A 12683-nucleotide genomic window follows, 5' to 3' on the forward strand; every position below is an offset into this window, starting at 1 on the left:
TCCCACCCGGTGGGTCTTGCACCACTCGCCTAGCCGGTCTTCGCCACCCGCACCCGCAGGCTCTTCATCAACGGCTGATCGCTCTGGCGGCTGTAGTCGTCGGGGCCGAGAAGCACGTTCATCTCGGGGAAGTACCCGGCAGCACTTCCGCGCGGAGTGTCGTACTCGAGCGCGCGGAACGCCGTGACGCTGCGCTCGGACCCGTCGCGCGAGGTCGCCACGATGTCGACGAGATCGCCCTCGGCGATGCCTCGTTCGCGCATGTCCTTGCGGTTCATGAAGATGAGTTCGCGGATGTTGCGGACGCCGCGGTAGCGGTCGTCGGCCGAGTAGATCGTGGTGTTCCACTGGTCGTGCGAGCGCATGGTCTGCAGCACCAGCACGTCGGAGTCGGCGGGGATGACATCAGGCAGCTCGGCGGTGGAGAACTCGGCCTTTCCCGAGGGTGTGCGGAAGTCGCGCTCGCGCGCGGGCTGCGGGATGCGGAAGCCCCAGTGCTGGCGGACGAGCTCGTTGAAGCCCTCGAACCCGGGCAGCACCTTCGCCATGGTGTCGCGGATGCGGTCGTAGTCGCCGACGTACCACTCCCACGGCGTCTTCGAGTCGGGCATCGCCGCGCGGGCCATGCGCGCGATGATCGCCGGCTCGCTGAGCAGGTGCGGCGACGCGGGCTTGCGCGACCCGAGCGAGAGCATGACGGAGCTCATGGCATCCTCGGTCGAGATCGACTGCGGACCCGACTCCTGCTCGTCGCGCTCGGTGCGGCCGAGGCAGGGGAGGATGAGCGCCGCTTTGCCGTGCGTGAGGTGGCTGCGGTTGAGCTTCGTGCTGACGTGCACGGTCAGGTCGCAGCGGCTCATGCCCTCGGCCGTGAGCTTCGTGTCGGGGGCGGCCCGCACGAAGTTGCCGCCCATGCCGACGAACACCTTGAGGTCGCCGCGGTGCAGGGCCGCGACGGTGTGCACGGTGTCGAGTCCGGGATCGCGGGGCGAACGGATGCCGCACACCTCGTCGAGCTTCGCCAGCCACTGTTCCGTCGGCTTGTGGTTGATGCCGCACGTGCGGTTGCCCTGGACGTTGCTGTGGCCGCGCACGGGCGAGGGCCCGGTGCCGAGGCGTCCGACGTTGCCGCGCAGGAGCAGGAGGTTCACGATCTCGCGGACCGTGTCGACGCCGTGCTCGTGCTGGCTGACGCCGAGGCACCAGCTGATTACGGTGCGCTCCGACGCGAGGTAGATGTCAGCGGCGGCGCGGATCTCGGTCTCGGTCAGGCCCGCCTGCGTGACGAGGGCGTCCCACGGGGTCGCCTCCACCAGCGTGCGGTAGGCCTCGTAGTCGTGGGTGTATCCCTCGATGAAGGCTCGGTCGAGCACCGACGGGTCGGTCTCGGCCGCTTCGAACACGACCTTGGCCATGCCGCGGATCAGCGCGAGATCGCCGCCCGGCCGCACCTGCAGGTTGAGGGTGCTCGTGGGGTGGTCGTTGAACGTGGCCATGTCGAGGATCTCGTGCGGCACGATCGTGCGGGTCGCCGCGACCTCGCGCAGCGGGTTCACGTGCACGACCTGCGCTCCGCGCTCGACGGCCTCGGCGAGGCTCGTGAGCATGCGCGGCGCGTTCGAGGCGGCGTTGACACCCAGCACGAACAGCGCGTCGCAGTTCTGCCAGTCCTCGAGGTCGGCGGTGCCCTTGCCGGTGGCGAGGGATGCCGTGAGCCCGCGGCCCGAGCCCTCGTGACACATGTTCGAGCAGTCGGGGAGGTTGTTCGTGCCGAGCTCTCGCGCGAACAGCTGGTACAGGAAGGAGGCTTCGTTGCTCAGCCGCCCCGAGGTGTAGAAGGCGGCCTCGTCGGGGCTGTCGAGCCCCTGCAGGTGCCGGGCGATGAGGCGGAACGCGTCGTTCCACGAGATGGGCACGTAGTGATCGGTCACCGGGTCATACGACATCGGACCGACGAGCCGCCCGGCATCCTCGAGGGCGAAGTCGGTCCACTCGGCGAGCTCGGAAACGGAGTGCTCGGCGAAGAACTCCTTGCCCACGCGCTTGTGGGTCATCTCCCACGTGACGTGCTTGATGCCGTTCTCGCAGATGTCGAGGGCGACGCCCTTGTCGTCGGGCCACGCGCAGCCCGGGCAGTCGAAACCGCTCTTCGGGTGGTTCATGGTGAACATCGCCTTGGTGCCGGCGACCGGCTGACGCTGCTCCAGGAGAACCTTGCCCACCGTGAGCGCGGCGCCCCAGCCCGCGGCCGGGTGCGTGTACTCGCCGGTGCTCGCCCAGTCGTCGGTGACGGCGGGACCGAGGCCGCCCTGACGCGGTGCGTCCTTCATCAGCCCGAACGCGTCCCCCATGCTCACCCTCCGATGGTTCCGGCGCTGAGTCGGTGGCATCCACACACCGTTCGCCTCCGGTCAGCGTACGCCCGAGGTCTCCGCGGGAGCGGGGGTTGTGGATGGTGCGCGGATGCGATCGGGGCGTGTGTAGACGTTCATGCTGCCGCCGCGGACGAATCCGGCGACGGTGAGTCCCGCACGCTCGGCCAGCTCGATCGCGAGCGACGAAGGGGCCGAAACTGCGGACAGGATCGGGATGCCGGCCATCACCGCCTTCTGGACGAGTTCGAAGCTCACACGCCCCGACACCTGCAGCACGGTTCCGCGCAGCGGCAGACGGTCGTCCAGTAGCGCCCAGCCGACGACCTTGTCGACGGCGTTGTGCCGTCCGACGTCCTCGCGGACGACGAGCAGCGCGCCGGTCTCGACGTCGAAGAGCGCCGCCGCGTGCAGCCCGCCGGTCTTGGCGAACACCTTCTGACCCTCGCGCAGGCGGTCGGGGTACGCGGCGAGGTCGACGGCCTCGACCCGGATGCCATCCTCCGCCACGTCGTACGACGACACCTTCTCCACCGCCTCGATGGATGCCGTCCCGCACACGCCGCACGAACTCGTGGTGTAGAAGTTGCGAGCGATGTCGGGGGAGGGGAGCGCGACGCCCGGGGCGAGCGTGAGATCGAGGATGTTGTAGGTGTTGCCGTCCTCGCCGCCGGTGCCCGGGCCGCCGCAGTGGATCGCGCGGGAGAACTGATCGCCGCGGTGGATCACGCCCTCCGAGACGAGGAACCCGGCCGCGAGCTCGACGTCGTGCCCCGGCGTGCGCATCGTCACCGACAGCGGTGACCCGGCGACGCGGATCTCGAGCGGCTCCTCGACGGCGATGGCATCCGGACGCTGCCGGTTGACGCCGTCGAGCGTGATGCGGGTGACGCGACGCGAGGCGGTGAGGCGGCCCACGTCAGATCCGAACGCGCGCGGTGGGGGACATGGGTCGAGCGTACGCCGGGGTGAGGGGCCGCGGCGGGGTTCGCGCGCTGCGGACGGGCGGCGGCAGGGTGCGCGCGCTGCGGTCGGTCGGCGGGCCTGTGGTGGAATGGCAGGGACGGATGCCGTGCGGAGGAGGACCATGTCGGCGAGGGCGGGGCGCGCGCGCCGCGCGGTGCGCGGGGTCTCCGCGGCTGCGCTCGCGACCTTCGTCGCGACCCTGTCGCACTCCGTGGCCGCCGGTGACCTGCCCGCGACGCTGAACGTCGTGCTGGCGCTGAGCCTCGCATCCCCGCTGTGCATCGCCCTGGTGGGGCGCACGGCCTCATGGTGGCGTCTGACCGCCGCGATCGCGACGAGCCAGCTGCTCTTCCACTCGTTGCTCGCTCTCGACCTCCGCGGCGGCATCAGCGCCCCCGCGCACCACGGTGGTGCCGCCGCGCTCGCCGAGGTCGCGGCATACGGGCATGCCCATGGCCTCACGGGGACGGAGTCACCGTGGATGTGGGCCGCGCACGCGTTCGCCGCCGCGGTCACCGTACTGGCGCTCGGTTCGGGGGAGCGCGCGCTGCGCGCCGTCGCCGGGCTGCTGTCCGACACGTTCCGCGCTCTCATGCCCGTCTCGGCGCCGCGCCCCCTCGCGACCCCGCGCGTGCGTCCGGAGCCGCCGCTGCTGACGGTCGGCATGACCGTGCTCTCGGGGATGAGACACCGGGGTCCGCCGCTTCCGGCGTAGTTCCCTTCACTCATCCTTCGCGCTTCGGCGTGCAATCACGCCTGCGCATTTTCAGAAAGCAGCCTTCATGTCCCGTACCCTTTCGCGCGCCCTCGTGGGCGCCGCCGCCGGCCTCGCCCTCGCGCTGGGCGTTCCGCTCGCGGCATCCGCGCACGTCACCGTGAACCCCAACACCGCCACCCCCGGCAGCTACGCCACGGTGAATTTCCGTGTGCCCACCGAGTCGGAGACCGCCTCCACGGTGAAGCTCGAGGTGACTCTCCCGACCGACACCCCGCTGACGGCCGTGCTCGTGCAGCCCGTGCCCGGGTGGACGGCGACCGTCGAGAAGGGCGCTCTGCCCGCGCCCGTCGAGGTCGACGGCAACACCATCAGCGAGGCGCCGCTGAAGATCGTCTGGCAGGCCGACCCCGGCGTGGGTATCGGTCAGGACCAGTTCCAGATCTTCTCGGCCGTGCTCGGACCCGTGCCCGACACCGGTCACCTCGTGCTCCCCGCGGCGCAGACGTACTCCGACGGTGAGGTGGTCGACTGGGCCGCGACCCCCGACGAGGTCGCCGCCGACGACACGCTCGAGCCGGCCCCCGTGCTGTACATCAATGACGCCCCGCCGGCGTCGGGCCACGGCGCCTCGCACGGTGCCGCGACCGCAGCGAACGACGACGATCACACGATGTCCGAGGCGTCCTCTTCGGACGGCTCCGCCGGAGCGGCGCTGGGGCTCAGCATCGCCGCGCTCGTGATCGGCATCGGCGGCGCGGTGCTCGGCGCGCTCGCTTTCGCCCGCCGCCCGAAGAAGGCCTGACCGTGCGCGCGCTCACGGCGTCCGCGCGTCCTGCCCGCCGTCGCGGCGCGATGATGGCGCTCGTCGTCGCGGCCGCCGTGGGCGCTGCGTTCGGCGGGGCTCCGGCCGCCTCGGCGCACGACAGCCTCGTCGCGGCGACGCCGTCGGCCGACGAGGTCGTGTCCACGGCATCCGAGGTGGAGCTGACCTTCAGCGCCAACCTCCTCGGCGCCGACGGCGGCAACGAGGTCATCGTCGTCGGACCCGACGGTCGGCACTACGAGACGGACTGCACCGCTCTGGCAGGACCAGCGCTTACCACCCCGGTGCAGCTCGGGCCGGAGGGCGAGTACGAAGTCACGTGGCGGGCGGTGTCGTCCGACGGCCACCCCGTGTCGGGAACGTACGTCTTCTCCTACGCCCCCGCCGCGGGGGAGCCCTCCGCGCCCGGGGCGGAGACCTCGCCTTGCGCGTCGGTCGCCACGGCGCAGGACACCCCGGATGCCACCGCCCCCGCGGCGGCACCCTCGGGTCTCGTGATCGGGCTGTCGGTCGGCGGCGTCGCGGTCATCGTGGTCGGGGTCGTCGTAACACTGCTCGTGCGGCCGCGCCGGGACGGCGACTCGGGCGACGAGTGACCCGGGCGGGGAGGGGCTGTTCGGCTCCTCCCCGCCGACACCCGGTCTGCACAACTCCCGCGGATGCGGTGGGCGGCGGGGGCTTGTGGGCCGGGGTGGGGGTATTGCCGGAGTTGTGCGCGGGCGGTGGGGAGTGACATCTGGTGTGGCGCTGGCTTGAGGCGGCGGCACCGGCCTCATAACTCCTGCGGATTCGCCTGTCGTGGGCCGGGCGGCGGGTGGGGTGGGGGTTTTGCCGGAGTTGTGCGCGGGCGGTGGGGAGTGGCATCCGGTGCGGCGCTGGTTCGAGGCGCTGGCATCGGCCTCACAACTCCTGCGGATTCGCCTGTCGCGGGCCGGGCGGCGGGCGGGGCCGTCGCTTTGCCGGAGTTGTACGCGGGCGGTGGGGAGTGGCATCCGGTTCGCACAAGTCCTGCGGATGCGGTGGGCGTCGTGGGCTCGTGGGCCGGGGCGGGGGTTCTGCCGGAGTTGTGCGCGGGCACCCCGCGGGTTCGGCGTTACCGCACGGCGGGGGAGTCGAGGGTGCGCAGATAGCGTTCGGTCATGCGCCGCTGCACCAGCCGGTTCACCGGCCACGCCAGCCGCGTGAACCAGCGCCCCGGACGCGAGAACGCCGTGATCGTGAAGGTCACCTCCCCGGTCGCCGCCAGTGTCAGGTCGAAGCGTTCCTCGCCGCATTCGGGGTGCCCGGGCAGAGAGCCGTACGCGAATCCCGCGTGGTCGTCGTCGCGTTCGGCCCAGACGACCAGACACGGGATGCCGAAGGGGCCGAGCCGCATATCGATCCGGGTACCGACGCGCAGCGGTGTATGCGACATGCGCACGGTCGCTCCCGCTCTCCGCTGGACCGCGCCGCACAGGAGTGCATCCGCCGCCTGCTCGAACGCGATCCGACCCCGCCCGATCACGCGTTCCGCGCGCACGTGGTGGTACCCCGACGGCAGGACCCCCGCCGTCGCCCCGATCTCGGGGTAGGTCAGGTCGCTCATGCCCGACACCGTACTCGCGCGCCGCGCGCGTGACGAGGCCTGTCCGCTCGCGGAGCCGGATGCCACGATCCCCCGCCTACGCTGACACCATGCCCCTCGACACGCGTCCCGTGATCGCGGTGTCCGCGCACCTGGCGGACATCCTCTCGGCCGTGCATCCGCTCGCCCCGGAGGAGCGCCCGCTCGATCGGGCGCGCGGCCGCGTGCTGCGGCATCCGGTGCTCGCCGCGGTCGACGTGCCGGGCTTCGACAACTCGGCCATGGACGGGTTCGCGGTGCGCCACGACGACGTCACGGTGCCGCCCGCGTCGCTGCGCGTCGTCGCGGATCTGCCGGCCGGGGCGCCCGACGATCCCGCCCTCCCGCCGGGCGTAGCGGCACGCATCATGACGGGGGCGCCGGTGCCGACGGATGCCACGGCGATCGTGCCGTTCGAGCACACGCGCGACGGTCTCGCCGGCTCGCTGACCGAGACCACGGTGCTCGCCGCCCCGAGGGCGTCGGGTGCACACATCCGGCGGCGGGGTTCGGACACCCGGGCGGGGGAGGTGGTCGTCGCGGCGGGGCTTCGGCTCACCGCGACGCGCATCGCGGCGATCGCGGCATCCGGGGTCCCTGTGGTCTCGGTGGCCCGCGCGCCGCGCGTCGCGGTGATCTCGACCGGCTCGGAACTCGTCGCGCCCGGGATGCCGCTTCGCCGCGGGCAGATCCCGGAGTCCAACAGCTTCCTCCTCGCCGGGCTCGCCGAAGAGGCCGGCGCGAAGGTCGTGCTCCGGGCGAGCATCAGTGACGACGGAGACGGCCCGCGCACCATGATCGCCGAGGCCGAGCGGCTCGGAGCCGACGTCGTCGTCTTCTCGGGCGGTGTGAGCGCGGGGGCCTACGAAGTCGTGAAGAACGGTCTCGGCGACCTGCTGTCGTTCGTGCAGGTGGCGATGCAGCCCGCGCGACCGCAGGGGTTCGGGCGCACGCCGTCGGGCACGCTCGTCTTCGGCCTGCCGGGGAACCCGGTCAGTGCCGCGGTGTCGTTCGAGGTGTTCGTCCGCCCCGCGCTGCGGGCGCTGGAGGGCGACGTCGGTGACGACCGCGTGAGCGCGCGCGTTCCTCTCGCCGACGGGTGGCGCGTGCGCAGCGATCGTCTGCAGTTCGTGCCCGTCCGCATCGATCGCACCGACGCGACCGCCTGGAGGGCGGTCCCTCCCGCGCCGGGAGCGCGCGGTTCGACCCGCGGCCTTGGCGACGCCGACGGCTACGCCGTGATCCCACCCGGCGACACCGACCTCGTCGCCGGCGATGTCGTCGAAGTGCGGCTCGTGTGAGCCTCGACGCGATTCTGCTGGCCGGCGGCCGTGGCACGCGCGTCGGCGGTGCGGTCAAGCCGCTGTTCCGCATCCATGGCGAGACGCTGCTCGCCCGTGCGGTGGCCGCCGCGCGGCACGCGGGGGCGGACCGGATCGTCGTCGCCGGACCCGTTCTCGATCCCGCGCTCCCGGTGCGATGGGTGCGCGAGGAACCGTCGTACGGTGGGCCCGTCGCCGGTGTCGTGTCAGCGCTCGCCGAGCTCGGTGCCGATGAGGTGCTCGTGCTGGCCTGCGACCTCGTCGATCCCGCGGCGGCCATCAGCGCCCTCCCGTCGATCCCGGACGACGACGACGGCGTGTGCCTCGGCGAAGGCGGTCGAGCCCAGTGGCTCGTGGGCAGGTACCGGACGCGCACGCTGCGGAGGGCGGCATCCATTCTTCCCGACGGCGGGCGGGATGCCGCGATGCGGACGCTCCTCGGGGATCTGCGCATCGCGCTCGCTGACGCCCCCGCGGCGCTGTCGCGCGACGTTGACACGTGGGACGATCTGAGCGTGGCCGGCGGATCCGCGGGCCACGATCGTGAGGAGAAGCCGTGACCGAATCCCGCACGCTGCCGCCCGAAGCGTTGAACGAGTGGAGTGCCGCCCTCGCGGAGCGTTTCGGCCTCGCGGAGGCGGACATCCCCATCGCGCTCATCCTCGACCTCGCCCGCGACGTCGCGAACGGCGTCGCTCGCCCCGCGGCCCCCCTCAGCGCCTTCGTCGCGGGACTCGTCGCGGGGCGCGCCGGCGGCACCCCCGCCGACACCGCCGCCGCCGTGGCCGCGGTGGTCGAGATGGCGCGGGGGTGGGAGACGCCCTGATCCGCCTCAGTCGCGGGCGCCGGCCGGGTGACCGTCGGTGAGTCGCGCCGGTGCGGTGCGGCCCGGTTGAGTGTCCAAGACACGCGGATGCCGGGGCGGCCCGTCCGCGTGTTGTGGACACTGAACCTGAGGCGGTGCCTCGCCGCTGACGTCGAGCCCGTGGCGGCGGTGCGGCCCCCGTTGAGTGTCCAAGACACGCGGATGCCACGGCGGCCCGTCCGCGTGTCTTGGACACTGGTTGGGTGCGGTGCGGTGCGGCCCGGTTGAGTGTCCAGGACACACGGATGCCGGTGCCGCGGGTCGGCGTGTTGTGGGCACTGAACCGGGGGCGGTGCCGCGCCGAGCTGGCATCGTGCCCGGTGGCGGCGGTGCGGCTCGGTTGAGTGTCCAAGACACACGGATGCCACGGCGGCCCGTCCGCGTGTCTTGGACACTGAACCTGCGGCACCGGCGCAGCACCGGCGCAGCACGTGGCGCGGCACCGGCGACGGCACCGGCGACAGCGCCGCGCCACGCAGCGCCGCGCCACGCCGCGCCGCGCCACGCCGCGCCGCGCCACGCCGCGCCGCGCCCCGGCCGTGTCAGCTCAAGAAGTCGGCGCTGCTGAACAAGCCGATCGAGATCGACAGCAGGAACGCCGCGACGCCCGAGATGAACCCCGCGGCGGCCAGCTCGCGCGCCATCCGGGCGTTCAGGCTGAGGATGCCCGTCACGAACGACACGATGGCCAGAGCCCAGATGCCCAACTGAACCCACAGAAACCGGTCGAACTCGGCGACGGCGCTCACCGACACCAGGAAGATGTGCCACGCCACGACGATCGTCCCGGTCGTGATCGCGACGATGGATGCCACCCGCAGATCTCCCTTCGGGGTCGGCGGCGCGGGGGGCTCGGGCCGCGGCGGCACGGTCAGCCCCGGCTCGAGGGAGTCGGGGAGTTCGTCGTCGGCGGGCATGCGTCGATCCTCGCAGGTTCCCCGGTCCGCGGGGAGAGGGCCTCGACGTCGGTGATCCCGCGTACCCTGCCGGGATGAGAACCATCGGCGTCGACCTCGCCGCTGGCGTGCCCGGCACCGCGCTCGCCGAGATCCACTGGGGCGCGGGTACCGCCCGCCTCGCGCGGCTCGAGGTCGGGGTCGAGGACGCCGCGATCGTGGCATCCGTGGGCGACGACGGCTGGCTGGGGCTCGACTGTCCGCTGGGGTGGCCCGACGCATTCGTGGATTTCGTCCAGGCGCATCACAGCGGATCCGAGCCGGCGCTCGGCGCGGTCGACGGGGGAGCGGACTGGCGGCGCGGTCTGGTCTACCGCCGCACCGACGTCGCCGTGCGGGAGCGGATCGGGCGGTGGCCGCTGAGCGTCTCGACCGACCGGCTGGGCGTGACGGCGCTGCGCGGCGCCGGACTCCTGCGGCGGCTCGCCGATGCGGGATTCCCGGTCGATCGCGCGGGTCAGGGACGCCTGTTCGAGGTGTACCCCGGCGGCGCACTGCGGATCTGGGGTTTCGACACCACGAGATACCGGGTGGATGCCACCCGCCGGGCGATGCTGCTCGAGACGCTGGGCGAGCGGGCGCCGTGGTTCCACGTCGGTCCGTTCGCGTCGCTGGCCACGACCTCGGCCGACGCGTTCGACGCGCTGATCGCGGCGCTGGCGACGCGCGCGGCGGCGGTGGGCCTCTTCTTGCGACCCGGGCCGGAGGATCTCGACGTGGCGCGGCGCGAAGGGTGGGTGGTCCTGCCGGAGGGGGAGCTGGAGGGGTTGATCGGCGCGGGGTCATCGCCCGGGGCCCGCGAGCATTTCGCCGCGGTGGTCGAGGACGAGGGCGGCGCTCCGTAGGGTGGAGCGATGCGCCGACGGCCGATCGTGTTCCTCGCCGCCACCGCGACGTTGGTGGGTTGTCTGAGCGGCTGCGGCTTCGTCCGTCCCGATGTCGTCGACCGCCGTGACGAGGTCGCTGCAGCGGGCGGGGTCTGCCGCATCGATTGGTGGCTCGCGGCCGTGTCCGAGGGGGTAACGGAGGAGGCGTGGCAGGTGGCGCGCGATGCACTCCGGCAGGCGAGCGTCGGTCCGGAGGAATTCGCCGGGTGGAGGAGCACCCTCACTTCCCTCGACGACACCGATTGGCCCTCCGAAACAGAGCTCGAAGGTGCGATGCACCGCGAGGCTGTTCGCGCCGCCGTGCGAGACGCCCTCGCGGACGCCGGCTATCCCGACGAGAACCGCGTCATCGAAACGTACTCGTCCATGCTCTGCGCCCCGTGAGGCGAGCGCCGGTGCGAAGGGTTCGAACCCGTCGGCGTCGACCCCGCGCCGCCGCGGCCCGGGGCGTGTGAGGCCCCGGGCGCGCGGCATCCGGGATCAGAGGGCGGTGTAGCCGCCGTCGACGAGGTGGTAGCTGCCCGTGACGAAGCTGGAGGCGTCGCTGGCGAGGAATGCGATGAGGTGGGCGACCTCGTCGGGCTGGCCGAGGCGTCCAATGGGGTGCTTGCTGACCAGGAACTCCTTGACGTCGTCGCCGACGGCGTCGAGCAGCGGGGTGTCGATGAACCCGGGGCCGACGGAGTTCACGCGGACGCCCTGCGCGGAGTACTCCAGTGCGGCGGTCTTCGTCATGCCGACGACGGCGTGCTTCGCCGCGACGTACGCGGGCGAGGTGGCGAATCCGACGCTGCCGAGGATCGACGCGATGTTGACGACCGAGCCGCCGCCGTTGGCGAGGATCGAGGGGATCTGCGCCTTCATGTTGCGGAACACCGCGTTGAGGTTGATCGCGATGACCTTGTCCCAGGCCTCGTCGGTGTACTCGGCGGTCGGTGCCGCGGCGCCACCGATGCCGGCGTTGTTGACGCCAATGCGCAGCGGAGCGAGCGAGTTGGCCACCTCGATCGACGAGGCGATCCAGGCGCTGTCCGTGGCATCGCCGACGGATGCCTCAGCGGTGCCGCCCGCGGCGCGGATCTCTTCGACGACCTTGTTCGCGTTGTCGGCGTTGAGGTCGTTCACGACCACGGCGGCGCCGTTCTGCGCCAGAATCAGAGCGGTCGAGCGACCGATGCCGCTGCCCGCTCCCGTCACGATCGCTGAGCGCTCTGCGACGTCGTACTGAGCCATGGGTGGCCTACTCCCCGGACGGGCTCGGTGCCGGGAGCTTTTCTCGGACGGTCCGTCCTGTCCTTCGAGCCTATGCCCGCACCGGGGAGATGGATGCGTCTGAATAGATATTGGGCGGGGTGCAACAAAGCGATGTGCCGGGACTCAGCTTCCGAGTGCCCCGAAGATCTTCTCGTAGCGCTGGGCGGGTCCGAGGGTGAGGCCGGCCTTGACGAAAGCGGCCCACTCGTCGGCCAGCACTTCCTGAGCGCCCGACTCGACCGCGTCGAGAGCCGCGCCCGCCAGGTAACCCGGGGTGATCTTCGGGCCGGCGACCCCGCCGGACATGTCCGTGTCGACCAGACCCATGTGGACGGCCACGACGTGCGTGGCCTGTTCCGCCAGTTCGAGGCGTGCGCTGTCGGTCAGTGCCCAGGCCGCCGCCTTCGAGGCTGCGTAGGCGCCGGTCATCGGTGTCGTGAACCAGGACAGGGCGGACACCACGTTGACGATCGCACCGCCACCCTGCCGCGCGAGCACCGGGGCGAAAGCGCGGATCATTCGCAGGGGGCCGTAGAAGTTGGTGTCCATCTCCCGCCGGATGCTCTCTTCGTCACCGGTGACCAAGGGTGTGCCGGTGGAGATGCCCGCGTTGTTGATGAGGACGTGCACGTCACCCGCGGTATTGGCGGCTGCGGCGACCTGCGCAGGGTCGGTGACGTCGAGCCGGATGCGCTCTACGCCACCGGCCGTGATGCTGTCGACGTCGCGCGCGCCCGCGTAGATCGTGGCGGCGCCGCGCCGCTTTGCCTCCTCGACGAAGGCGGCTCCGATGCCGCGGTTTGCTCCGGTGATGAGGATGTTCCGGCCTTCGATGTTCACGAGTGGGCTCTTTCTGTAGTGATCACTATGGATGGGAGCGACCGTAACAGAGTTCTGTAACGATCGCTAATGATAGG

General features: G+C 71.9%; 14 protein-coding genes. 8 read left to right on the plus strand and 6 right to left on the minus strand.

The window, feature by feature from the left end; translation table 11 throughout:
* Positions 1-29 precede the first annotated feature (29 nt).
* Positions 30-2351, minus strand: a complete 2322-nt coding sequence (locus tag P5G46_RS09390; protein ID WP_408905626.1) for an FdhF/YdeP family oxidoreductase — start codon at positions 2349-2351, stop codon at positions 30-32.
* Between the two features lie 60 nt (positions 2352-2411).
* The gene (gene fdhD, locus P5G46_RS09395) at positions 2412-3290 is read right to left on the minus strand and encodes a formate dehydrogenase accessory sulfurtransferase FdhD (protein WP_408905542.1); all 879 of its coding nucleotides are present in this window, start codon (positions 3288-3290) and stop codon (positions 2412-2414) included.
* Positions 3291-3459: 169 nt separating this feature from the next.
* Between fdhD and P5G46_RS09400 the strand changes: the two genes are divergently transcribed.
* The 3 genes from P5G46_RS09400 to P5G46_RS09410 all read left to right on the plus strand — a co-directional run bounded on the left by P5G46_RS09400 (position 3460) and on the right by P5G46_RS09410 (position 5475).
* Complete coding sequence (locus P5G46_RS09400) at positions 3460-4053, plus strand: hypothetical protein (protein ID WP_408905543.1); 594 nt, start codon at positions 3460-3462, stop codon at positions 4051-4053.
* Positions 4054-4120: 67 nt separating this feature from the next.
* On the plus strand, positions 4121-4858 hold the full coding sequence (locus P5G46_RS09405) for a YcnI family copper-binding membrane protein (RefSeq protein WP_239279154.1): 738 nt from the start codon (positions 4121-4123) through the stop codon (positions 4856-4858).
* 2 nt (positions 4859-4860) lie between these two features.
* Entirely contained in the window at positions 4861-5475 is a 615-nt protein-coding gene (locus P5G46_RS09410) for a copper resistance CopC family protein (RefSeq protein ID WP_408905544.1), read from the plus strand.
* A 497-nt stretch (positions 5476-5972) separates the two neighbouring features.
* On the opposite strand, the gene P5G46_RS09415 is transcribed toward P5G46_RS09410, so the two are convergent.
* Positions 5973-6464, minus strand: coding sequence for a DUF1990 domain-containing protein (locus tag P5G46_RS09415; protein WP_239278064.1), 492 nt, complete (start codon positions 6462-6464; stop codon positions 5973-5975).
* A gap of 89 nt (positions 6465-6553) precedes the next feature.
* Between P5G46_RS09415 and P5G46_RS09420 the strand changes: the two genes are divergently transcribed.
* From P5G46_RS09420 to P5G46_RS09430, 3 genes are read left to right on the plus strand one after another with little or no spacing between them, the layout of a single operon-like run.
* On the plus strand, positions 6554-7783 hold the full coding sequence (locus tag P5G46_RS09420) for a molybdopterin molybdotransferase MoeA (protein ID WP_408905545.1): 1230 nt from the start codon (positions 6554-6556) through the stop codon (positions 7781-7783).
* A complete protein-coding gene (gene mobA, locus P5G46_RS09425; RefSeq protein ID WP_408905546.1) occupies positions 7780-8364 on the plus strand; it encodes a molybdenum cofactor guanylyltransferase in 585 nt (194 codons plus the stop codon). Before P5G46_RS09420 ends, mobA begins: the two co-directional genes overlap by 4 nt.
* A complete protein-coding gene (locus P5G46_RS09430) occupies positions 8361-8630 on the plus strand; it encodes a DUF6457 domain-containing protein (RefSeq protein ID WP_408905547.1) in 270 nt (89 codons plus the stop codon). The genes mobA and P5G46_RS09430 overlap by 4 nt, the downstream gene beginning before the upstream one ends.
* A 581-nt stretch (positions 8631-9211) precedes the next feature.
* On the opposite strand, the gene P5G46_RS09435 is transcribed toward P5G46_RS09430, so the two are convergent.
* The gene (locus tag P5G46_RS09435) at positions 9212-9586 is read right to left on the minus strand and encodes a hypothetical protein (protein WP_239278025.1); all 375 of its coding nucleotides are present in this window, start codon (positions 9584-9586) and stop codon (positions 9212-9214) included.
* A gap of 74 nt (positions 9587-9660) precedes the next feature.
* Here P5G46_RS09435 and P5G46_RS09440 point away from each other — a divergent pair, with 74 nt between their 5' ends.
* Positions 9661-10470 (plus strand): DUF429 domain-containing protein, encoded by an 810-nt coding sequence (locus P5G46_RS09440; RefSeq protein WP_408905548.1) that lies wholly within the window; start codon positions 9661-9663, stop codon positions 10468-10470.
* Between the two features lie 9 nt (positions 10471-10479).
* Positions 10480-10896 (plus strand): hypothetical protein, encoded by a 417-nt coding sequence (locus P5G46_RS09445; RefSeq protein WP_408905549.1) that lies wholly within the window; start codon positions 10480-10482, stop codon positions 10894-10896.
* 96 nt (positions 10897-10992) lie between these two features.
* Here the strand turns inward: P5G46_RS09445 and P5G46_RS09450 are convergent, their stop codons facing one another.
* Both P5G46_RS09450 and P5G46_RS09455 read right to left on the minus strand, forming a co-directional pair.
* The gene (locus P5G46_RS09450) at positions 10993-11745 is read right to left on the minus strand and encodes an SDR family NAD(P)-dependent oxidoreductase (RefSeq protein WP_408905550.1); all 753 of its coding nucleotides are present in this window, start codon (positions 11743-11745) and stop codon (positions 10993-10995) included.
* A gap of 144 nt (positions 11746-11889) precedes the next feature.
* Positions 11890-12606, minus strand: a complete 717-nt coding sequence (locus tag P5G46_RS09455) for an SDR family oxidoreductase (RefSeq protein WP_239278008.1) — start codon at positions 12604-12606, stop codon at positions 11890-11892.
* Positions 12607-12683: the final 77 nt, after the last annotated feature.

It is taken from the genome of Microbacterium mcarthurae (genome assembly GCF_046064585.1).
Taxonomy (GTDB): Bacteria; Actinomycetota; Actinomycetes; order Actinomycetales; family Microbacteriaceae; genus Microbacterium; species Microbacterium mcarthurae.

Excerpts from the sequence above, each read along its gene's own strand:
- P5G46_RS09390 (WP_408905626.1), bottom strand. The coding sequence starts at position 2,351 with ATGGGGGACGCGTTCGGGCTGATGAAGGACGCACCGCGTCAGGGCGGC.
- P5G46_RS09400 (WP_408905543.1), top strand. The coding sequence starts at position 3,460 with ATGTCGGCGAGGGCGGGGCGCGCGCGCCGCGCGGTGCGCGGGGTCTCC.
- P5G46_RS09405 (WP_239279154.1), top strand. The coding sequence starts at position 4,121 with ATGTCCCGTACCCTTTCGCGCGCCCTCGTGGGCGCCGCCGCCGGCCTC.
- P5G46_RS09415 (WP_239278064.1), bottom strand. The coding sequence starts at position 6,464 with ATGAGCGACCTGACCTACCCCGAGATCGGGGCGACGGCGGGGGTCCTG.
- P5G46_RS09420 (WP_408905545.1), top strand. The coding sequence starts at position 6,554 with ATGCCCCTCGACACGCGTCCCGTGATCGCGGTGTCCGCGCACCTGGCG.
- P5G46_RS09435 (WP_239278025.1), bottom strand. The coding sequence starts at position 9,586 with ATGCCCGCCGACGACGAACTCCCCGACTCCCTCGAGCCGGGGCTGACC.
- P5G46_RS09440 (WP_408905548.1), top strand. The coding sequence starts at position 9,661 with ATGAGAACCATCGGCGTCGACCTCGCCGCTGGCGTGCCCGGCACCGCG.
- P5G46_RS09445 (WP_408905549.1), top strand. The coding sequence starts at position 10,480 with ATGCGCCGACGGCCGATCGTGTTCCTCGCCGCCACCGCGACGTTGGTG.
- P5G46_RS09450 (WP_408905550.1), bottom strand. The coding sequence starts at position 11,745 with ATGGCTCAGTACGACGTCGCAGAGCGCTCAGCGATCGTGACGGGAGCG.